General features: G+C 51.2%; 11 protein-coding genes and 1 tRNA gene. 4 read left to right on the top strand and 8 right to left on the bottom strand.

The window, feature by feature from the left end; all coding sequences use genetic code 11:
- Window positions 1-80 precede the first annotated feature (80 nt).
- Both Afil_RS04570 and Afil_RS04565 read right to left on the bottom strand, forming a co-directional pair.
- Entirely contained in the window at window positions 81-3248 is a 3168-nt protein-coding gene (locus Afil_RS04570) for a family 20 glycosylhydrolase (RefSeq protein WP_230267336.1), read from the bottom strand.
- A gap of 276 nt (window positions 3249-3524) precedes the next feature.
- On the bottom strand, window positions 3525-4808 hold the full coding sequence (locus Afil_RS04565; RefSeq protein ID WP_230267335.1) for an adenylosuccinate synthase: 1284 nt from the start codon (window positions 4806-4808) through the stop codon (window positions 3525-3527).
- A 466-nt stretch (window positions 4809-5274) separates the two neighbouring features.
- On the opposite strand from Afil_RS04565, the gene Afil_RS04560 reads away from it, so the two are divergent.
- Window positions 5275-6675, top strand: a complete 1401-nt coding sequence (locus Afil_RS04560; protein ID WP_230267334.1) for an MATE family efflux transporter — start codon at window positions 5275-5277, stop codon at window positions 6673-6675.
- Between the two features lie 357 nt (window positions 6676-7032).
- Window positions 7033-7917, top strand: coding sequence for an aldo/keto reductase (locus Afil_RS04555; RefSeq protein WP_230267333.1), 885 nt, complete (start codon window positions 7033-7035; stop codon window positions 7915-7917).
- A 312-nt stretch (window positions 7918-8229) separates the two neighbouring features.
- Here Afil_RS04555 and Afil_RS04550 read toward each other — a convergent pair whose 3' ends face one another.
- Window positions 8230-11430: a YfhO family protein gene (locus Afil_RS04550; RefSeq protein ID WP_230267332.1), complete on the bottom strand. Its 3201-nt coding sequence runs from the start codon at window positions 11428-11430 to the stop codon at window positions 8230-8232.
- A gap of 538 nt (window positions 11431-11968) precedes the next feature.
- Between Afil_RS04550 and Afil_RS04545 the strand changes: the two genes are divergently transcribed.
- Window positions 11969-13387 carry an MATE family efflux transporter gene (locus Afil_RS04545; RefSeq protein WP_230267331.1) on the top strand — a complete coding sequence of 473 codons (1419 nt, stop codon included), beginning with the start codon at window positions 11969-11971 and terminating at the stop codon, window positions 13385-13387.
- An 871-nt stretch (window positions 13388-14258) separates the two neighbouring features.
- On the opposite strand, the gene Afil_RS04540 is transcribed toward Afil_RS04545, so the two are convergent.
- From Afil_RS04540 to Afil_RS04520, 5 genes are all read right to left on the bottom strand, one after another.
- Window positions 14259-14498: a hypothetical protein gene (locus Afil_RS04540; RefSeq protein ID WP_230267330.1), complete on the bottom strand. Its 240-nt coding sequence runs from the start codon at window positions 14496-14498 to the stop codon at window positions 14259-14261.
- 217 nt (window positions 14499-14715) lie between these two features.
- Complete coding sequence (locus Afil_RS04535; protein ID WP_230267329.1) at window positions 14716-15627, bottom strand: class C sortase; 912 nt, start codon at window positions 15625-15627, stop codon at window positions 14716-14718.
- Between the two features lie 118 nt (window positions 15628-15745).
- Window positions 15746-17743, bottom strand: coding sequence for a SpaA isopeptide-forming pilin-related protein (locus Afil_RS04530; RefSeq protein WP_230267328.1), 1998 nt, complete (start codon window positions 17741-17743; stop codon window positions 15746-15748).
- Between the two features lie 40 nt (window positions 17744-17783).
- Window positions 17784-18926 carry a hypothetical protein gene (locus Afil_RS04525; protein WP_230267327.1) on the bottom strand — a complete coding sequence of 381 codons (1143 nt, stop codon included), beginning with the start codon at window positions 18924-18926 and terminating at the stop codon, window positions 17784-17786.
- 952 nt (window positions 18927-19878) lie between these two features.
- Window positions 19879-19952: transfer RNA gene (locus Afil_RS04520), tRNA-Trp, on the bottom strand.
- Between the two features lie 387 nt (window positions 19953-20339).
- On the opposite strand from Afil_RS04520, the gene Afil_RS04515 reads away from it, so the two are divergent.
- A complete protein-coding gene (locus Afil_RS04515; RefSeq protein ID WP_230267326.1) occupies window positions 20340-21500 on the top strand; it encodes a pyridoxal phosphate-dependent aminotransferase in 1161 nt (386 codons plus the stop codon).
- Window positions 21501-21806: the final 306 nt, after the last annotated feature.

Here is a 21806-nt window from a genome sequence, read left to right as displayed (position 1 = left end):
CGGACAGTCCTTTTTCTGCTGCTGGATATTGTTCTGGTTTGCGCTTTCGTTTCAGACTTTGTATCTGAACGACCGAATGCTTACCTGGCGGGTTTCAGCCCTTCGAGCCCGTTCGCATCGGGTGTTTTGCGCAGCGTCAGAATGTACGCATTGAGCGCTTTGGCCGCATCATCGACTGCATCTTGCGTCTCGGCACTTTCATAGACGCCTCTAGCCGCGAGAACACGTGTTTTCAGTTCATTGGTCTGTGCGGTCGGGAAGCTGGCGTCGCTCTGAAGACGTTCGGCTTTATCGAGTGCGGTTTTGAGCAGCGTGCGATTCAGCACTACGCTGCCTTTGGGGACGAGATTGTCAATCGCGTCCTGAATGGCGTCGATTTCCTCCTGCACGGAAGACTGACGGGACGTCAGCGCCTGCTGACCGGCATTCAGGGCTTCGATTAACGGACAGAACGATTCGTACGTATAAAGCGAAGGATCAAACACGCTGCCTTCGGCAAGTTTTTCGATCAGCGCGGTACCGGATTCGGGTGCCGCGATGGTGAAGTCGACTTCGCAGATTTTCGTCCAGTACTTCACAGACTGCGTCATTTTCAGACGAATGGCTTTGGCGGACTGCGCCGCAAAGGATACCGTCACGTCACGGGCGGTGCCGTCGAGTTCGCCCACTTTCGTCCAGGTGGTGCCGTCGGCGGACACTTCGACGTCCGCGCTGCGGATGTAGTCGAGTTCCGTGTCGCCCGTCGGGAACTGGACGCGGATTCCGGAAAGTTCTACCGGGTATTCAAAAGTAAAGGTGATGTCATCTCCCGCAACCTGTTCGCCGTCAAACCAGGCGTAGGTCGAGAGGTTGTTATCGAACATGCGCGAATACGCGTACGTCTGATAAGGCGGTTTCGTCGCGGTGGTCGTGATGGTCGGATCCTGGGCAAAAAGCAGACCCTTTTTGGCCTCCTGCAGACTGGCGGCTGCGTCTTCGATTTCCTTGGTCGTTGCGTCCGCTTTGTTCAGAATCGTACGGGCCTGTTCGAGGGCCGCACTGTAGGCAGACCAGCCCTGGGTAACGCTGCTTTCCTCGACGGGATGCTGATCTTCGATCCAGAGAACGTAGCGGTTCATCGAAACGAGTTCGTCCTGGGCGGTCTTCAAAGCTGTATAGGCCGCATCGACTTCACTCTGGTGCGCCGGACCGGCGGCTTTAAGCGCACTGGCTGCATCGAGCGCGTCTTTATAGGCGCTCCATCCGTCGGGCAGAACGTCACTCTGTGTATAGGGATGAGCCAGCAGTGCATCCAGTTCGGACCAGTCGGTGTACAGACTGTAAACAAAGGTAATTTCTTTGCGGTCTTCGGCATACGCTCCCGTTACGGCTTCCTGCGTGCAGCGATAGCCGTACACATCCGCCGGTTCAATCGAATACGAAGTGCCGATCGTATCGTAAAGCGTACGGTCTTCGGCGATTTTCTGTCCGTTTTCATCCTGATAGTGAATCAGTACGGAGCCCAGATTTTCCGCCGGCAGAACGGCTGGGGCTTCGGGCAGCTTGGTGCCTTTCGTCCAGGCGCCGCCGTGACCGAGCGTTTCTTCAAGCGTCTGGTGTTCGGCAAACGGCAAAATCGTATTGGACTGCGTATTCCACGACTTGGAAGCCAGGGCGCGCATTGGCGAGAGGATATCGTCCATAATGACGTCTTCGTCGACCAGATCCGGCACGTCGCACCAGATGCCGATGGCGGCACCGGCAATCACTTCGGAATCGTCTGCGATCGTATTGGCGGAGAATTTGCCCGGCGTCCATTCGTTGTAAATCAGCTGATCCGGGTTGAGGTTGTCAAAGGAATGCTGCTCACGTCCATCTGTCGGTTTGGAACCGCGCAGTACGTAATAAAAGTAGCTGGAGTTGATGTTGTAAATTTTCTTGTGACCCATTTCGATGAAGGCCGACAGTTTGGCGATCGACGGGTTCCAGCCCATCTGCGACCAGAAGTCGATGCCGATGTAGTCGTGCATTTCGATTTTCTGACGGCCGGATACGCTGGAATGACCATAGTAAATGCCGTCGTTCCAGATGCGCGGCGTAAAGCCTTTTTCATGAACGAATTCCGCCAGCTCGTTAATGTAGCCGGAAACCGTGTCTTTCCATGTGTAGCCTGCCCCGTATTTTTCCACGGCGTAGGCGTTGAGTACCGACTGGTACTGCGTCGTAAACGGCGCGCGGTCAAATTCCATGTATTCGTCGCCGCCGATGTGGAAATCGGTGCAGCCTTCAAACAGTTCGCAGTATTCGGCATACAGCGAGCGGATGTAGGCGATGGCTTCCGGGTTGGTGATGTCCAGACCGGAGGCGTAATGCGAACCGCTGCTGGAAACCTGACCATATTCCGGATGGGATTTCAGAATCTGGTCCACGTGACCCGGGGAGTCGAAGGACGGAATGACATTAATGCCGTACTTTTTCGCTTCCGCAAGAATTTCACGGACTTCGGCTTTGGTCAGATACTGATCCGACACGATCGACGGATCGGTTTCGCACTCGATGCGGAATCCGAGGTTTTCGGAGAAATGCATCTGGAGCGCGTTCATTTTGTTCCAGGACATTTCGTGGATCAGTCGAATGAACCAGTCCTTGGAAATGTATTTGCGGGCGCAGTCGACATGAATGCGCCGTTCGTTCATCGTCGGATAGTCCACGATCGTTCCATACGGAACGCCCCCCTGCAGCAAAAGCGCTTCAATCGTGTGCAGGCCATGCAGTACGGCTTTCTCACTTGCCCCGGTGAGATGAATGCCGGCTGCGCTGATTTCGATGCGGTACGCTTCCGGACTGCTTGAGTCTTCAGTCACCGAATCAGCCAGATCGATCAGAATTCCGTTTGGATCGGCGGCATCGGCCGGCAAATAGCGAACCGGTACGAAATCGCTGCTTAATCCCTTGTCTTTCATTTCCGAACTGATCAGCCGCACCATATCAGAAAGCTGGGTGTTATCAATCAGATCCTGTCTGGCGCTGATCGCCAGCATGGTGTCACTGCTCAGTTTCCACGTTCCGCTTTGCGCGGCCGGCGTATATTCCTGCAAAACCGGATTGACCAGTTTGCGCAGATCGCTGACTTCGGCAGGACTCGTCGTTTCCTGCGTACTCTCTGGCGTATTGGCCAGAATCGGCGAAGCGGTCGAAAGGACCGGCGTCATGGCCATGGAGGCAGATACCAGCAGAGCCATGGTGTTTTTCCATCTTGTTTTTCTCATCGTCTTTTTTCTCTTTTCTTTGGATTAAACGGTAAAGCTGTTATCTCCATTGTAAGCAAAAGGGACGATCCCGAAACCGCTTTCTGCAAATCGCCGGCAATTGTGTCCAATCCAGAATGGAAGCGGGCCAAAAACAAAAAGAGCGATCAAAACCGTCTGCGCCATACGTGTCTGGGCAGAGCGTTCGATCGCTCTCTGTATTTCTTAAATTTCTTCTGGTTTGGGAAAATATGCGCGATGCGGCAATTTTCCTGTAAAAACCGGACAGGACGATCGTTAATCTAAGCGATCGTTATGGGCAATATTGTTTTCACGGTCCGGTCCGACGGAAACCATCGAAACGGGTACGCCAGTGAATTCTTCAATGAACTCGACGTACTTCTTCGCGTTTTCGGGAAGCTCATCCCACGTACGCATTTTTGTGATGTCTTCCTTCCAGCCCGGCAATGTCGTGTAAACCGGTTTGGCTCTGGCTACATCCGCCTGATCGGACGGTACGTAGTTCTGGAGCCTGCCGTCGATTTCGTAGCCGGTGCACACCTTAATTTCATCGAGACCGTCGAGAACATCGAGCTTGGTCAGAACGATATCGGTCAGACCGTTGATCATGTTGGCGTGACGAACGACAACCAGGTCGAGCCAGCCGCAGCGGCGGGGACGTCCGGTTGTGGCGCCGTATTCAAAGCCGTTCTTGCGCAGCCATTCGCCGGTTTCGTCTTCGAGTTCCGTAACGAACGGACCTTCGCCGACGCGGGTCGAATACGCTTTAACGACACCGATCACCTGGTCGAGGCGGCTAGGCGCAACACCGGCACCGACGGTAACGCCGGCCGAAGTTGGCGAGGACGAGGTAACGTACGGATACGTTCCGTAGTTGATATCGAGCATGGCAGCCTGTGCGCCTTCAAACAGAACTTCTTTTCCTTCATCGATCGCTTCGTTGACCAGATGCGTGCTTTCTACGATCATCGGCACGATGCGGTCGTAAATCTGGCGGAACTGTTCCACCATTTCATCCGCGTCCATCGGCTTGCCGCCGTATACGGCGGTGAACAGCTTGTTTTTCATGGCTACATTTTCACGAAGACGCTTTTCGAACGTGTCGAAATCGATGAATTCGTGGTAGCGAATGCCCTTGCGGGCGTATTTATCCTGATAGCACGGGCCGATTCCGCGCTTGGTGGTTCCAATTTTATTGGAGGCAGCGGCTTCTTCGAGTTCATCCTGGTAGCAGTGATACGGCATCAGGATCTGGGCTCGGTCGGAAATCCGGATATGGCTGGTGGAAAGCCCGCTCTTTTCGAGCGTTTCCATTTCCTTGAGCAGCACAAACGGATTGCATACGACGCCCGGGCCAATGATGCAGGCGGCATCTTCTCTTAAAACGCCGCTGGGCAGCAGATGAAGAACGTGTTTCTTGCCATTGACCACAACGGTATGGCCGGCGTTGTCCCCGCCCTGAAACCGAACGACCATGTCCGCTTTATCGGCGAGTACATCCACAATTTTTCCTTTTCCCTCGTCACCCCACTGGGTGCCGACAACAACTTTCGCACTCATGTAATATCTCCTTTTTGAGCTGCAGTCAGTGCAGACCATTAACAGTATAAAGGCTTTCTTTTTTTCTTAAAGTTTTTTTACTGCCCGCAGGCGGTTGCAGGGCAATTCCCCGATCCCATGGCAGCGAAAGGTGAAAAGCCGGAAACGATTCGATTTTTTGACGCTCCATACCCATTCGAACGCTCCAGACAAATCGTCTGGAAAAGAGAGAACTATTCCTATTCATATACGGTATAAGTTTTTGAATGTTATACCGTAAGCGTTTACACCTTTCTTCCCTGTTTTTCACGGGAAATCTTTTCCCAACTCGCTTTTCGAGGAATACCATTCCCATCGTATCGAACATTCCCCTGCGGCCGTTCTATGGACCGGACAGCCGGGCCGAAAGCGTCAAAACGGGATCGTTCGCCAAATCTCTGCATAAGGCAGGACATAAGAAGAAAAAAGTAAAGAGAGGAGAAAACCGATGCGATTTTTACACCGAAAGAAAGACAGAACAGCCATGGATCTGACGTCCGGCTCACTGTGGGATAAGATTCTGCTTTTTGCGATGCCGCTGGCCTTTACCGGCATACTGCAGCAGCTGTTCAACGCGGCCGATGTCGCGGTCGTCGGTCAGTTTACTGGAGAAATGGGTGCCCACTGCATGGCCGCCGTCGGCGCCTGCGCGTCCCTCATTTCTCTGATCGTCAATCTGTTTATCGGCATTTCGCTGGGAAGCAATGTCGTCATTGCCAACTGCGTCGGATCCCGGAAATTCGAACAGGTGCGCACGGCGGCCCGTTCTTCCTTATGGCTCGCCATTGGCGGCGGTCTCTTTCTCTGCCTGATCGGCGAGCTGATCGCCTCCTGGGCGCTCTCGCTCATGGGCGTTCCGGCGGAAGTTTTCCCGCTGGCTGAACTGTATCTGAAAATTTATCTGGGCGGTCTGCCGGTCATTCTGCTCTACAACTTTGAAGCCGCCATTTTCCGCGGTATCGGTCAGCCGCAGATTCCGCTGATCGCGCTGGCCGCTTCAGGCGTGATCAATGTTCTGCTCAACCTGCTCTTCGTCATCGTCTTTGGCATGAACGTCGATGGCGTAGCGATCGCCACCGTGGCTTCCAACCTGATCAGCTCCTTCATTTTGTTCGGTATTCTGATGAAGCAGCATCTCATCACGTGGAAAGAGCTGTTTCACAAGCCGTTTGATCGCGAAACGGTCACCTGGATTTTGCAGATCGGCATTCCTTCGGGCATTCAGTCTTCCGTCTTCTCCATTGCCAACGTCGTCATTCAGTCCGGCTTCAACTCGCTGGGCACGATCGTCATGGCGTCGAGCAGCGCCGCGCTCAATATCGAAATGGTCGTCTACAACGTCATCAACTCGTTCGGTCAGGCGTGCACGACCTTTACCGGTCAGAACTACGGCGCCGGCAAAATTCATCGCTGCGAAAAGGTGCTGAAGACGTGTCTGATCGAAGGGCTGATCGTGACCATGTGCTGTTCGTTTTGCGTCATCGCCTTTGGCAAGCCGCTGCTTTCCCTGTTCAACTCGAATCCGGAAGTCATCGAAAACGGCTACCTGCGTCTGGTCACTCTGATGTGCAGCTACTTTTTCTCCATTCAGTACGAAGTCATTTCCGGCTATTTGCGCGGCTTTGGCATTTCGGTTCTTCCTGCCGTACTGACGACGCTGGGCGTATGTGTCGTTCGCATTCTCTGGATTCTGTTTGTCTTCCCGCTCTCGCATACGTTCATGACCATTCTGGCCATCTTCCCGATTTCTTTAGGCTCCGCCGCAGTCCTTCTGATCGGCGCTCTGCTGATCAAACGGCCCGCCCGCCGGCTTCTCGCCGCACAGAAGGCACAGACCGCGGCGGCTTAACCCTACATTTCGCATTCTGCCTGCACGCTTCAATCACGGTTTTGCGAGCAGCGACCGAAACACAGTCTTGCGATAAACACCGACCTGCTCTAAACACGGCAGCCGAAAACCGGCCCGCTCGATATTCCAAAACGAGCGGGTCGGTTTTTTCGTCGGAGAAAGCGGTTTTCGTTTTCAAATTCGCTTCAAAAAACAATACGGAAGCCGATTGGTATACTGAAGAAAAACAGGCCGCACTCTCTGACCTTTCGTCTTATGCGCAGGGCAGGAGCCCAAGATGCCCTTCGGCATCGTGCGTTCAAAGGACAGTAAACCGAACGGAAACCGGATGCGGCGGCAGAATATGGAGAAAAGACTATGTATCCAAACGACTGTAAAAACGAAGCCTCCAATCTCAGAACCTTTACGCTCTCCAACGGCGTCGTGCTTCCTTCCACTGGCTTTGGCACCTGGAAAGTGGCCGGCGTCTCCACAGCGGATATCGTGCTCGAAGCCCTGAATGCGGGCTATCGCCTGATCGACACTGCCGCGATGTACAAAAACGAAGCGGAAATCGGAGAGGCCCTCGCCCAGACATCCATTGCGCGCGAAGATCTTCGCATTACCTCCAAATGCCCGCCCGAAGCCAGACACTACGACGATGTCATCGCCGCCTGCAACCAGAGTCTGCACGATCTCGGTCTGGACTATCTCGATCTGTATCTCGTCCACTGGCCGGCGTGCGAACACGAATTCGGCAAAGACTGGATCGCCCTTAACCGGGAAACCTGGTCGGCCATGATCGATCTGTACAAAGCGGGCAAAGTCCGTGCCATCGGCGTATCCAATTTCCTCGTTCACCATCTCGAACCGCTCATGGATATGGAAGTGACCCCCATGGTCAACCAGATCGAATACCATCCTGGCTATCTCCAGCCCGAAGTGACGAAATACTGCCAGGCACATAACATCGTCGTCCAGGCATGGTCGCCCCTTGGCCGCCAGCGCGTTTTAAAGCTGGAAGAACTCGAAGAAATCGCCAAGAAAACCGGCAAGTCCACCGCCCAGATCTGCCTGCGTTTTGAACTGCAGAACGGCATTCTCCCGCTGCCCAAATCGGCCCATTTTGAACGGATGAAAGCCAATCTCGACGTCTTTGATTTCGAACTCGACGAGCAGACGATACAGGCGATCGACAGTCTGCCTGAAACCGGCTTTTCCGGTCACGATCCCGATACCAACCAGTACCATCCCGCTCCATAAAGCGAGGCGGACACTGGATAGGAATGACGGAGTTTTCCGGTAAAACCGAACGAAAGTCCCAGCGCAAACCGGCCTGATCTGCACTGTTTCCCCTTTTGCTTTCCAGAGAAAAATGCTGCAGTCCCTGCGGATCCCTTAAGTGGATCACGCGGACTGCAGCATTTTTGCGTGAAGGAATTCGATTTTGGATTTGTGTAAAGCCAGAAAGAAACGCGCCTGAGCGCATGCTTCTTTCAATTCGATCTCGAACGAAGCAATTCAGACCATCTCTGGCGTAATTTCGAAACCTGGCTTTTTTTGCGTTGGCGGACCTTAAGCGTCTTTGAACGGCTCTGCCGTTTTCGAAGATGCTTTCGAATCTGCGACCGGCGACCCGCTTCGCCGATTAGCGCGCTGCTCATAGCGAACCCGTTTGGATTTGGGCTGATAGAGAACCGTGCTGGCCAGCTGCTGGCCTTTTTTCAGATCTTCGGGAAGCTGCGATTCCAGAGCCTTGAGGTCAACCGTTCTGAGTCGAACACGCGTCATGGAAGCCGGGGTACCGTCGGATTCAGACGGTCCGGCAGCTTCAGAGGCTGCTGGGGTCTGGATCGAATCCGAAGACTCGAGATCGGATTTGGCCGCTTTGTCTTTTGTTTTTTCTTTCTCTTTATTCGAATTATTCGAAGCCGCCTTTTCCCGGTCTGGGGCAGCTTTCGATTTTTCCACCGGTGCTTCGGCAGTCTTGGGTTTCGTCTCTGGTTTTGGTTCTTCAAACGCGGACGGGATCGGATCCTGTCCGGCACATTCGGTCTGCGGCAGGCGTTCGAAATCTTCTTCTACGACTTTCGAAACCGTCTGATTTCCCACTTCGTCGCTGTCGTCCGCCGCTGAACCTTCGGTTTCGAGTTCCTCTTCCCTGGAGACTTTCTTTTTGCGCAGCGGCCGGCGGCGCTTTTTCTTCTTATGGGGGTCGTCTTCATCCTCCGGGTACGGCTTGTCGTCTTTCATTTTTAAGATCAGGACCGCATAGATAATGCCGCCAGCCGTACCAAGCAGACCGGATTTGAGTCCCTGCGGCTGATACGTCAGTTCAATCTGATTCAGACCCGCGGGCAGATGAATTTTCAGAAAGCCGTTCATGAAGCTGTCACAAGGTACGCTCTGTCCGTTGACGGTCGCCTTCCAGCCTGGATCGTACGGAATGGTAAACACCATATCGCATTCCTTCTGGGCCTCGTAATTTCCCGTCACGCGGGTCGCTTCCACGGACTGATCCTTGAGTCCGTTCGTATTCAGACGTTCCACCGCCCGTTCGACCGCATCCTCGTTCATCGACGCCGCATACAGCGTCAGCGTCTGCGAGTCACGATCCGAATCCGCTGTAAACTGCAGTTCGACAAAATCGTTTTCGGCCACATCGCCGACGTAAACGACTTCGCCGTCGTATTTATCTTCGTGAACGAGCTGATCGTTTTTGAACACCTTGAACTTGCCAGAACCGCCAAGCGTTCCATACACGTACACCTGAGTGCCGCGAAACGGCGCCAGCTTGACGGTCGTCACATCCCCGTCTTCGATATCTTCAATCATGCAGGTGCCAGACTCGGTGAATTCTCCATCCGTCTTCGCGTCGGTTTCAATCGACGCCTTTACATCGAGCGGCGTGAAGCTGTCGGGCATCAGGGTATTGAGATTGGTAAATTTATTGGATGCATCGAGCGCGTCGATGCCGTCAAAAATCGTACTGCCAATCGGCGTGGCATACGGCGACTTCCAGAGGACGAGATCATCCACCCTTGCCACTTCAACAAACGGTTCGGGCAGCTGTTCGTGCTCGTCGGTCGCATACAGATCGACGCCAAGAATGAGATCGCTGATGGACGTATGACCATAGACGCGGTAGTAGTTTTCGCCGCTTGCATAGCCGAGCTTGCCTAAAATCGACGCGGTATCCGGATTGATGACGGAGTTAAAGGAAGATACGCCGCGAAAGCCGTACAGGGCGGGCGCGTTTACGATGTCGCTGCAAAGAATGTCCGAACGGCCGGTTCCCGTAAACTGCGCCGCTTCCAGATCCGGCTTCATATTCGTAAACGAGCTGGACAGATCGCCCGGCGCGCACTGGGCCAGACAGCCAAAGCTTTCGGCCAGAATGAGCCACGAAAGCAGCACCTGGCGATGAAAGCCGGCCGCCAGTGTAAAGCAGAGCAGGCAGCCGACAAGTGCCGGCGCAATCCAGGTATTCGAAGTCTGGGAAAGCCAGACGACACCCGAAAAGGCGATGGCGGCCGTTACGCCGCAGCCGATCAGAACCGAAAGCTTCGTTTTGCGTATTCGAACCAGTCCGTCATACATCATCAGGCAGGACAGAAAGCCGACAAGAAAGCCGAAGCGGTTTGGCACCTGCCTCTGCATGTAAAAGCCATGAAAGGCGTAGTTCAGCCAGCTGCACTGTGTTGCGGCCACGTAAAGCAGGCAAAGGCCCGAAAGGCCGAGACGCGTCCGCCAGGAAATCGATTTCTGAAAGAGGAAAACGAGGCAGAACATCAGGCAGGCCGAACCCATGTACAAGTTGATCGCCCCGCGATTGTGGGTAATGCGGACAATATTCGCATCCGGCAGAAGCCGGGAAAAGAAATACGCCCAGTCATTGAAAAATTCAAAATCCGGCGGTGACATGCGTGAAACGTTGTCCATAAGCATGCCCTCGATGACCGGAAGCAAAACGAGTGAAGCCAGCAGCGCGGCGCAGAGCGAACAGAGCGCGAACCAGATAATCAGCACCCAGCGCCGGTTTTTAAAGCGCATGACGAGCACGACTTCATACAGCGCCAGAAAGATGCAGAGAATGGCGCCCATGTAAAAGTTCATGAAAATAGCCGCCGCCAGCGAGAACAGATACGCTGCACGGCCTTTTCTGGTATCGAGCCGTTCCATGCCATAAAGCATTAACGGAAGCAGTGCGCTCGAATCCATCCACATGAAGTTGACCGCATAGCCCATGAAATAAAAGCCAAATCCGTACGTGATCGCGCAGGCAGCTGCGGGCATTGCTTTTTTCGAAGCGCCTTTTCGTGTCGGCAAGTACCAGGCCATCAGCGTGCAGACCAGAATGTTTTTCAAAACGATAATCAGATTGGCTGCGAACGGAATCTGCGTACGGTCGAACAGAAGCGCCACGAAGGTAAAGGGGCTCATCAGGTAATAGGCTATGGTCAGAAAGAAGTTTCCGCCAAGACCTCCGTTCCACGAATAGAAGACTGAGCCGCCTTCTCGAAATATGCTCCAGAATTCGGACAGAAACGGCATGTACTGCGCGTACCCGTCGTTCGTACACAGGCTCGCCTCCCCAAGAGGGAAAAGCCCGATCACGATCCAGGTAACGAGCCACGCCAGCGAGGCGACCAGCAGCGTGATCACCGCCGCTCTTGCGGAGACGTTTTTTATATTCAGAAAAGGCGCCTCCAGTTTTTTCAGCCAGCCTGGCCTGTGCGATCTGGGTCTGGCCTTTTCGGACAGTGCGGATTCCATAAATGTTCTCCTTTCTCCGTTCGTTTCAGAACGCTGAACACAACGGGAAATAAAATAAATATAGGTAAATACAGGGGAAAGACGGGTCTGGCAGGTTTGCAGACAGGAGAATATCCAGAACACCTTCCGGTCAGAACCTGCTGAATTTTCAAAAGTGCTTTTATTTTCGCAAAATCAAGGGCGCAAGAAAAGGCGGGGCCCATACTGCGAACCGTTCCAGTCGCTCAAAGCGGCCTGTACGCAAAGCCGCAGGCCATAAAAAGCGGAAGAAAATGCCATAAGAAATCCGGTGTAAGAAAGCGGCCAAAACGGAATACCGGGACGTACAGTGCGCAAAAAAGCCCCGAAAGTATCCGCTTTTCCTCTCTTTTTTACCGATCCTGCCCTGCCATCATATTCCCTGCCTGTGGAATTTGTCGGTTCCGCTCAAAAAAGCGCGTGAGAAAACGGGCAAAAAGCTGACTATATTCCTTTTGCACCGAAAATAACGGTTTGTGCCATAATAAGTTCTGATTTTGTTTAGAAAGGATGGTTTTCCATGTTCAAATCCAAGAGCAGTCAGACCGATCTGGGGACCGCCCCTGTCGGACGTCTTCTCTTTAATCTGGCGGTTCCGTGCATCCTCGCACAGATCGTCAACGTTCTCTATAACATCGTCGACCGCATGTATATCGGTCACATTCCCGGTAGCGGTCAGGCGGCGCTGACCGGCGTCGGCGTCACTATGCCTCTCATTACGGCGATCAGTGCCTTCGCGTATCTGGTCTGCATGGGTGCCGCTCCGCGCGCCGCGGTTTTCATGGGCCAGAAAGACAATAAAACCGCGCAGAAAATCATGAACAGCTCTCTGGCCCTGCTCATTCTTCTTGCCCTCGTTCTCACGGTCATTACCGAAGTTTTCGGCCGGGATCTGCTTATGTCCTTTGGCGCAAGCGAACAGACAATCCCCTATGCCTGGGCGTACATGCAGATTTATGCGGCCGGTACCATTTTTGTTCAGGTTGCCCTGGGCATGAACGCGTTTATCAACACACAGGGCTACGCATCCTGGGGTATGGCCACCGTACTGATCGGCGCAATTCTCAACATTGTTCTTGACCCGATTCTCATTTTCGTCTTCGGACTGGGCGTACGCGGTGCCGCGATTGCGACCGTCATTTCCCAGGCCTGCTCGGCGATTTTCGTTCTCTGGTTTCTGAGTTCGAAACGTTCCGCGCTTCGTCTTTCCCCTTCGCTGATCCGTCTGAACTGGAAGCTCATTCTCCCCTGCCTGGCGCTTGGTCTTTCCCCGTTTGTCATGATGATCACCGAAAGCTTCATCACCCTCGCCTTTAACACATCCCTCCAGCGCTACGGCGGCGACCTGGCTGTCGGATCGATGACGATTCTGGCGAGCATCATGCAGTTTGCGATGCTTCCGCTCCAGGGCCTTACCCAGGGGTCGCAGCCGATCATTTCCTACAACTTCGGTGCCGCCAATCTGGATCGCATCAAAAAGACGTTCAAGATTCTGCTGATCAGCTCGCTGATTTACTCCTTTGGCTTATGGGCGCTTTGCGAACTGTTCCCGGGTGCCTTTGCTTCCTTCTTCACACCCGATCCCGAACTCATTAAGTACACCGAATGGTCGCTGCGCATTTACATCGCAGGTGTCTGCCTGTTCGGTATGCAGATCGCCTGTCAGCAGACGTTCATCGCGCTGGGCAATGCGAAGACGTCTCTCTTCCTTGCGGTTTATCGTAAGATCATTCTGCTTCTGCCGCTGATCTACATCCTGCCGTTTTGCATGAGCGACAAAGTCTTTGCGGTTTTCCTGGCCGAACCGATTGCGGATGTTGTGGCCGCCGTTACAACCGGTATCCTGTTCCTGCGCTATACACGAACCAGACTGCCGGCTCTCATCGAGCAGAACCGTCAGAAACTGGCCGACGAACTCGTTCAGCCCGCACAGAACTAAAATTTCTCTGACCCCCAATCCGGAGTTTCGACTCCGGATTTTTTATGGCCTTTTTCAGGCTCTGAAACGGAATCCTCCCCCAGCAAAAGAGAAAGGAATCGATCCTGGATTCGACAAGCGAGCCAGGGAACGCAAGACGACCATCCGTCCTACCGTCAGGGCTCTCTTTCTTCGGATTTTGTGCCCGCTGGATCAAACGATCCTTAAAAGGAAAAATTCTGAGCCGCAGTTTGAACGGGCAGCTTCATAAAGAAGCCTCTCCGCACAATCGTCCGGCAGAAAGGCAGATCCAGAGTCCGTCTGGAATAAACGCTTGAAGCGGCAAAAGCACTCACCGCGCTTCCGTCTCTTCGTATCCATTTTTCCCAGTCGGAATTCCGGTCTTCCGATATTCGCTTCTTTTGTTTTCTTCTTCGAAAAGAAGTACCCTTAAATCCGAATCCGACTATCCGTTACGGATGGCTTCCATGGCCGGAACCTTTACCCCTTTCCATTCCCGCCTTCCTCTTTTACCAAGATCAAAAGCCAGGAGATTCGTCATAACCCGCCGCTTCGCGAAAAGACACCCAAACGAGAAATCGCTCCTTTTTGGCAGAGAAAAGGCGAACCTTCTGCCCTTTGGCGGCCTTCCCTTGCGGGAAGTTACCAGAACACAAAAGATTCGCCTTGCTGATTTGTAAATCGATCCAGATCCACGACTGTCGACGGACCGGACAGGCTTCTACTGAAAGCCAAAAAACGAAAAACCGAAAACGCGGACGAATTCGCGATGGCCTTTGCAGACTGGACACCATCGATTCCTGCAGCGATTTGTATAAAGCATGCACCCGGATGATCCGAAATCCGGGTGCATTTTTTCTGACTCAGAAATTTATTCCTCTACCACTTTGCACGCTTTAACAAATTCAAGGAACTGGGCGGCGGTCATCACTTTGCGTTGGCCTTTGCACTGAAAGGCAAAGAGCACCGCGTCCGTCGGCGCGCAGCAGTTCATATCATCGAGCCATTCGAATTCTCCGCTTTCCCCATGGAAATCCGGATCATCTCCCTGATATTCGTATTTTCTGCCTTTCATCTTTTCGATCTGAAGCAGTGCCATCGTTTCATCCATAGTCTGTCTCCTCTCCTGCTGCCGACGGGAATTCGTTCCGATCCCTTCTGCAAGCCTTCCCTTTGATTCAGGGCTGAACTGAGCGTACTCTGCAGACTTCGAATTCCGCTTGGAAATGCATGAGAAAATCGCATACCCCTTGCGCAGGATAGACACCATCCGTCAGAAATCAGAAGGCCAGGTTCAAGAAGGAGAGCCTGGGATGGACAGCTCTATCTTAGCCACCGATTTCGCCAGTCTTCCCGTCATCTGTCTTCTCGCCATCCATTTCCTTTTGCGATTTTGTTTTCTTCTTCTTTCTGTGTCGATGCAGCAGCCACCACAGAAGAAGGAAGAGAAGAAGAAGAACGACAAGGATCCAGATCCAGTAGTTCTTCAGCAGTTTTTCGGCGAGATTTTCCGAATTCTCTGGTTCTTCTTCATACGGGATTCGATGACCTCTTACCAGAAGACGCTGCGTATTCACTCCGTACGGATAGCACGTATAGAGCGTGACCAGATCTTCTCCGGGCTGAATGTACATCGGTTCCATTTCATCCGGATCGACAATCAGCCGCTGATCTACCTCATACGCAAGCGTTTGGTCCAGCACACGGATGAAAAACTGATCTCCGTTTTTCAGCTTGTCAATGTCCGTAAACAGCTTGGCGCGAACCAGTCCGGTATGAGCCGTGAGAACGGTGTGTGTGCTCGGACCTCCCGTAGGCAGAGACGATCCCATCCAGAATCCGGCACCCGCCTGGAGCTGCTGTTCCTCGGTTCCGTAATATATCGGAATATTGACCCCGATTTTCGGAATTTGAATCGATCCGATCATTCCGCTTCCCAGCGGATTCAGCAAAGTTTCGACATACTCCCGCTCTTTGGGACTGCACGTCAGCTGCAGATCTTTGGTAGCCAGATACTCGTTGTATTCTTCCGCCAGCCGCCACTCTTCATCGAAGTTTTCTTCTACCCCTTCGAGTCCGATATTGTACTGGTCGATGTTTCTGCTGAGCTGATAGTTCACTACCATATCGCTGATGGAAGGATAGAAAATCAGACCCGCACCGCCAAGCATGATGAGAAGAGCAAGGATCAGTCCGAAACGGGATTGCTTCTTTTTCGTTTTATTCTTCTTATGGCGCATACTACCTCTTTTTAAGACAAATTCTGGATATAGAAAAAGGCGGCGACAGGATGAGCGATCCTGCCTGCCGCCTGTTCAGGTATTCGTTTTGTCTGAACAGATGTTCAGAAAATAGGGATTAGTTTTCCTGACGTTTTTTTGAAATCAGATACGTCGCAGCACCGATTACCAGCAGAGCGCCGCCGCCCAGGGTGAAGAGCACGGTTCCGCTTCCACCGGTATGAACTTCAGGAGCGTTTGCGAATTCTACGTTGACATAATACGTATCATCATCAGTATCTTTGTTTACTTTAATTGGTAAAGACTTGTCGGATTTAACGTATCCAGCTGGAGCTTTCGTTTCCACGAGCTTATAATCGCCGGCCTTCAGACCTTTAAATTCAACGTAACCTTCGGCATTAGATACAGCTTTGAGTACAACCGTATTACCTTCATCATCTGTATAGGTCAGTTCAAATTCAGCACCTTGCAGTCCCTTGTTTGAGGTCTGATCGTATTTGAAGACTTTAATACCGAATGTATCCACTTCGACATCATCGGGCTGAGTTTGCTTGTCCTGATATTCAACCCAGGCCGTGTTATACATATCACCGGGGTTTACATTTGCAGAGTCTTTCACTTTCGCCGTGTAAGTCATCACAATCGGAGCTTTACCAAAATCTTCGTATTCGAAAATGCCTTGATAAAACAGACTAACAAGATCCACAGATACTTTAATCTGTGTACGTCCAGCATAATCGCCTTCCGTCAGAGGCGAAACAATTTCAATAGCGCTCTCAGGAAGCTCAATCTCTGCTCCATTTACTGAAACCTTAATAGAATCTCTATCTAAAATTAGTTCTTCGTCCAGATTATCGACAAAGCAGAAAGAATAGGTTCCAACCGTTTCATACTTGTCTTCAACAGTTTCGCCCGCGGGTGTTCCAGGAGGTAAAACTTCTTTTGGCTTAATTACTTCTGCAAGATCTTGACCAACATGAGAAGTCAGAGCGAATTTCACCCTACCATCGGCATCGACAGTGGCATAGTCCCCAGCATTCTCTCCCTCATCGATGATAATTTTATCGCCATCAGTGATTTTCTTAACCAAATCCGGTTCAGAAGTCTTTTCTTCTGGTTTGACGCCATCCAGAGCCAGCGTGAAACTCATATCGGAATAAAAGACATGATTCTGGTAGCAGTTAGCGGCAGTACCCAGAACCCGTTTTTCGAGGTCAAATCCATTCTCCGCAAATACATGCTGATTTAGAAAAGCGTTGAAACCGAGATACTCGTCGCTCGCAGTGTCCTGGTAATTTAAAAGAGGAAATTTGTTCAAGAGAAGCAGATCCTTATAAGCATGGTAGTAACTAAGCTTGTTAACCTCTTCATTTGACTCACGGTCGTTGCTACATCTATCCGGGCGGATTTGTGTTGGGACTTCAACCCAGTTGCCATTGACATCGCTATAGGCCATATCGTTAAAGAGAGCCTGACGATACTCATAGCTTACCTCACTAAGGGAAGATGCCTGTGGTGCCTCAGGATCCTTGAACGTATTGTTGTAATAATCTAAATAGTAATCGTCCAAGTATTCAACACAGATCTGAGCTGCCGTAAGCTCTGTCCCTGTACCATATCCTTGTTCCTTCAGTAGAGATCCGACAGCTGCGTCAGCCAGGTCCCTTGACGACGCATACTCATCAAGTCCTAATGCTATCAAAGCCTGATTGTTAGGACGGTAAACCGTTTCTCTAGGCTCGTCCAGATTCTGAGCAGGAACTTCAACTTGAAGGCTTTTATCTACATAGTAATAGTCCTTCCCTGATTCATTGACGATCTTCACGTGGACATCCCTTTTATCGCTAGGCTGAGCGTGGACCGTGGGGATATTTTCCAAAGGATAGACCTTAATGACATTTCCGTCAAATCCTTCAGGAATGGTGATGAGAACGTCAAACTTCCTGTTAGGAGAGCCTGGGTTGTCTAGCTCAGTAGTTACGATACTTACGCCTTCTGTCGTTTTTTGAGGCGTCTGCGGTGGTATTATTTCATCCGCAAACATTTGCATTGTATTGCCCGCAAGCATCATCAATGATAAACCGGCTGCTGCAATACCTTTAAATAGTCTTTTCATTTCTAAATCCTCTTATCATTTAGTATTTGAAAATGTATTATTATTTCTTTCTTTTGTCGGCTTTTGTAATAGCCGTCAATCCAATCAGACCCAGTATTGCAGCCGCAAAAATCATCAGCAGATACCGAATACCCATTTCTGCAGCTGTATTCAGACCATTGCCTCTGTGCGACGGGTCATGAGAGGAATTTGAATTGCTCGTGCTGGTTAATTTGTTTGAGTCGGAAGAGGAATCGGAAGACCCTGAACTCTTAGAACTGTCATCCGAGCTTGAACTGGAAGAACTGCTGTCGGAACTGGATTCGGAGCTGTCTTCATCTGTCGTAATATCGAAATCGATTTTTTCGTTGACGACAGGAATTTCAAATTCATACGGCGAATTTGTGGAGGACAGCGGTTCAGTTCCGTTGATGAAAACCTGGTTTCCATCAAAGTGAATGGGGATGACCGCATCGGAGAGTCTGTAATCTTTCGGAGCTTTGACTTCCCTGAGATAAACGGGGGTGCTGGAAGTCAGCGTATAGAAATCAGTTTTGCCTGTTCTCGGATTGCCTTTCAGCACGGCCAGTTCAACTGTGCATTCAGGATTGGCATAAATTCGGAATTCAAAATCCAGTCCGGTAATGGTATGACCTCTTTCGTCCTTCTTAATGACGGAAACGCCTGGATACTGAACCTTGGGAAAAATTCGAATCGGACTTTCGGATCCGCTTTTAATTTCCACAATGACCGGCGGATACAGGCTATACATATTTCCCTGCGCGCTCGTTAACAGGTACAGGCCTGGCTGGAGATCGGAATACCCGATTTGCCGGTCTGTCTGTATTGAGGGTTCGATCCTTACGACGGGTTGGTTCTTGTTTATGGCTTCCAGGGTGAGTTTCTGAAGCTGTTCTGCATACGCTTCTCTTTGTTCGGCTGTGATTTCTTCAGACCAGTTCTGAAGAAAATCGGCTTTCCCAGTATTGAAGGGAGCCAGCAGCTGATATTCCCCGTTGACCGTTTGGGCTACCTGAATAAGCGAGATACGGCTGTCCGTCACCGGATCCGCCGGACTCGAAGTCAGATCGACCAGAATCTGTACGGACTCTTCTCCATGGATCGGAATCGACTGATTTGGGAAAATACAGAATACGAACAAAAGAATAAGGAACAGAACTGTCTTCTTTTTTTCAGATCGCACTGCAGCCACCTCCTCCTTACCACCTCCCATTTGTGCCCGACGCAAATGAGAGCCTTTTTTGTCTGACCAGCGAATGTTCTCTTCCAGTTTTCGTCCGTGTACAGCATCAGGCGCCTTGTTCCAAACCTGCAGATCGCTCTGATGTTAAGCTAGCGGAAGATAAAGCATTTCTTCTGGCTTTACGCAAATTCATGAATGCAGCTGAATTTTCGCGTAAACAGAAAAAGACAGATGTCGGACTGTGTGTATTGATAAAGTGCAACTCGGTTAGCTTTCCCCACTTTTCGGCAGATCACGAGAATAGAAAGGCAGAACTCATATCATTCGTATGTAAACTTTGCCGAATCCGTATAAACAAAAGGTGCTTACTGATACATGTTTTAACGTCTGTTTTAAACTAACCTGACCATCGTCATTATTTACGCACGTAATAAGAATGTCAACGCTTACATTGCCAATTGACTGCTCTGCGACCCAAAGTTCATCTATATGTATTGCTTTTTCTAATTATTTAACTTGCCTTTTTAACGCACAGAATCCATGGATTGCTTCCTGAAGATTTGCGCTGGCAGGCAATTTCCCGGAACCGATCGAGTGCCTGAGTACTCATACCGGCAGACTGCCCTTTGATCGAACCGTTCCGGCATTCCTTGTCACGAACTTTTTGATTCCGTTCTGTATACGGATTAGATCCCGTCCGATCTGCGCTTTTCTTCGTTTGCGCCATTTTGCGTTTTCTTATTCTTACCTGGACAGTCTGCTCTTTCTTCTTTGCGAATCGTTTTCACAATTTGCTGCCAGAAAGCCGGTGCCAGGTTCTTGTTCTCGCTCCATTAAAAAACGTCTGAGGATCGGATTTTCCTCAGGCGTCGGAGATACATTTCATTTTTGAATGGCAATAAAAAAGCTCGATCCACAGATTGTTCTGTCTGGATCGAGCTGTATTTTTCGATGGCAGGGGTAGCAGGAGTTGAACCCACATCAACGGTTTTGGAGACCGTTGTTCTACCATTGAACTATACCCCTGAATGCCTGATCAGTATATCAGGGTACGGACATTGAATGCAACCAAAAAAATAAATTTCCTCAAAAAGATCGATACGATAGATTTCTAATTCAAATAAGACTTTTTGCGATCGCCGCAATTCTGTTTGGGAGAAAGCGCTCTGTTTTTTTCGGCTTTTTCCATTCTTCAGCGCCCGTCAAACGCGGCTTCTCAATCCTTGATACAATAGATTCTGTCCATAGAAGCGCCGTCTGCTGCAGAACTGTGTCAGGCGGATGCTGATGCTTTGGAAGGATTCTCTGCGAATCTTTTTGGGAAGCCGCGGGCGAAAGGAGGAAGCTGGTCAGAGCTTTTCTATTAGATACAGAATCGGCCAGCCAGAATATCGGATGAAACTTGCCAGACGAATGAGAGCTTTGCATACTTCGGTCTTTACCGAACTCAAAGCGGAAAAAGAACGACTTGAACAGGAAGAACAGATGACAGTCCTGGATTTCTCTCTGGGTTCCCCGGACATTCCGCCCGCGCAGAGCGTCATCGATACGCTTTGCGAACAGGCAGCCGTTCCTGCCAACTACCGCTATGCGGTGTCTCCCCTGCCCGAACTGGTGAAAGCGATCCAGGACTGGTATCAGGAGCATTACGAAGTCTGCCTGAAGCCATCGGAAATCTGCCTGCTTCAGGGATCGCAGGAAGCGCTGGTCAATCTCCCGCTTCTCTTCTGCAACCCGCATGATGGCTATCTAATCCCGGATCCGTACTATCCAGCCTATCTCGATGCGCCGCGCATGGCGGAGGCGGATGTTCTGTTCATGCCCCTCAAGGAAGAAAACGATTATCTGATCGACTTTGATGCAATCAGTGAAGAAGAGCGCAAAAAAGCGCGAATGATGCTGGTGAACTATCCAAACAACCCGACCGGTGCCGTCGCGCCCGACTGGTTTATTGAAAAGCTGATCCGCTTTGCGAGCGACAATCATATTCTGGTCGTCTACGATAACGCCTACAGCGATCTGATTTTCGATGGAAGCAAGCCGAAAAGCTTTCTGTCCTATCCCGGTGCGAAGGAAGTCGGCGTAGAACTCAATTCCTTTTCCAAATCGTATGGAATGGCCGGTGCAAGACTGGGTATTCTCTGCGGCAACGAAGATGTGATCGCCGCCTATCGCAATCTGAAGTCCAATATGGACTACGGCGTTTTCCTTCCGGTTCAGTATGCGGGCATTACCGCTCTGAAGACGGGATCGCCTGTCGTGGCGAAAACGCGGGAAACGTATGAGATCCGCCGGCGTCTGATGGTCAGCGAGTTTTCTCAGGCCGGCTGGGATCTGAAGCTGCCCGAGGGCACCATGTTTGTCTGGGCGAAAATTCCGGATGAATGGCAAGATTCCTTTGCGTTTGCGAAAGATCTGCTTCATGAAACCGGCATTCTGGTCACGCCAGGCCTGGCGTTTGGCGAACAGGGGCGCCGCTATGTCCGTCTGGCTTTAGTCGTTTCAAGCTACACGATTCGAACCGCAGCGAAGCGCCTGCTCGATACCCGCTTCTTCCTGCGTTTGGAACATTGATTCCAGTCGCAGCTCCTTATCTGCACGCCTATTGCATAATATACATGCATATTCATGCGCCCTGCATCTACGCATTCTGCTTGTGCGGTCCATCTATTCCGTACTCACAAACCCATTTACTGGACGCTCCTTGCGCGCTGCCGGCTTACGGCGGCGCGCATTTTTCTTTGGACGTTCGCAGTAAGTGTCAAACAATCGACGGGTATACGCGAGACTGAATATTAGATACGCTAAACGGGATCCCTTTCGAGATCCCGCTTGGCGTATTTTTTATTCTTCATCGTTTTCTTCATACTTCGGATCCGG

It is taken from the genome of Allobaculum fili (assembly GCF_020969955.1).
Classification (GTDB): Bacteria; Bacillota_I; Bacilli_A; order Erysipelotrichales; family Erysipelotrichaceae; genus Allobaculum; species Allobaculum fili.
Note: the sequence above shows the minus strand (reverse complement) of the source record. Positions and strands in the feature narration are given on the sequence as shown.

Coding starts and splice junctions, on each gene's coding strand:
- Afil_RS04570 (WP_230267336.1), bottom strand. CDS start 3,248: ATGAGAAAAACAAGATGGAAAAACACCATGGCTCTGCTGGTATCTGCC.
- Afil_RS04565 (WP_230267335.1), bottom strand. CDS start 4,808: ATGAGTGCGAAAGTTGTTGTCGGCACCCAGTGGGGTGACGAGGGAAAA.
- Afil_RS04560 (WP_230267334.1), top strand. CDS start 5,275: ATGCGATTTTTACACCGAAAGAAAGACAGAACAGCCATGGATCTGACG.
- Afil_RS04555 (WP_230267333.1), top strand. CDS start 7,033: ATGTATCCAAACGACTGTAAAAACGAAGCCTCCAATCTCAGAACCTTT.
- Afil_RS04550 (WP_230267332.1), bottom strand. CDS start 11,430: ATGGAATCCGCACTGTCCGAAAAGGCCAGACCCAGATCGCACAGGCCA.
- Afil_RS04545 (WP_230267331.1), top strand. CDS start 11,969: ATGTTCAAATCCAAGAGCAGTCAGACCGATCTGGGGACCGCCCCTGTC.
- Afil_RS04540 (WP_230267330.1), bottom strand. CDS start 14,498: ATGGATGAAACGATGGCACTGCTTCAGATCGAAAAGATGAAAGGCAGA.
- Afil_RS04535 (WP_230267329.1), bottom strand. CDS start 15,627: ATGCGCCATAAGAAGAATAAAACGAAAAAGAAGCAATCCCGTTTCGGA.
- Afil_RS04530 (WP_230267328.1), bottom strand. CDS start 17,743: ATGAAAAGACTATTTAAAGGTATTGCAGCAGCCGGTTTATCATTGATG.
- Afil_RS04515 (WP_230267326.1), top strand. CDS start 20,340: ATGAGAGCTTTGCATACTTCGGTCTTTACCGAACTCAAAGCGGAAAAA.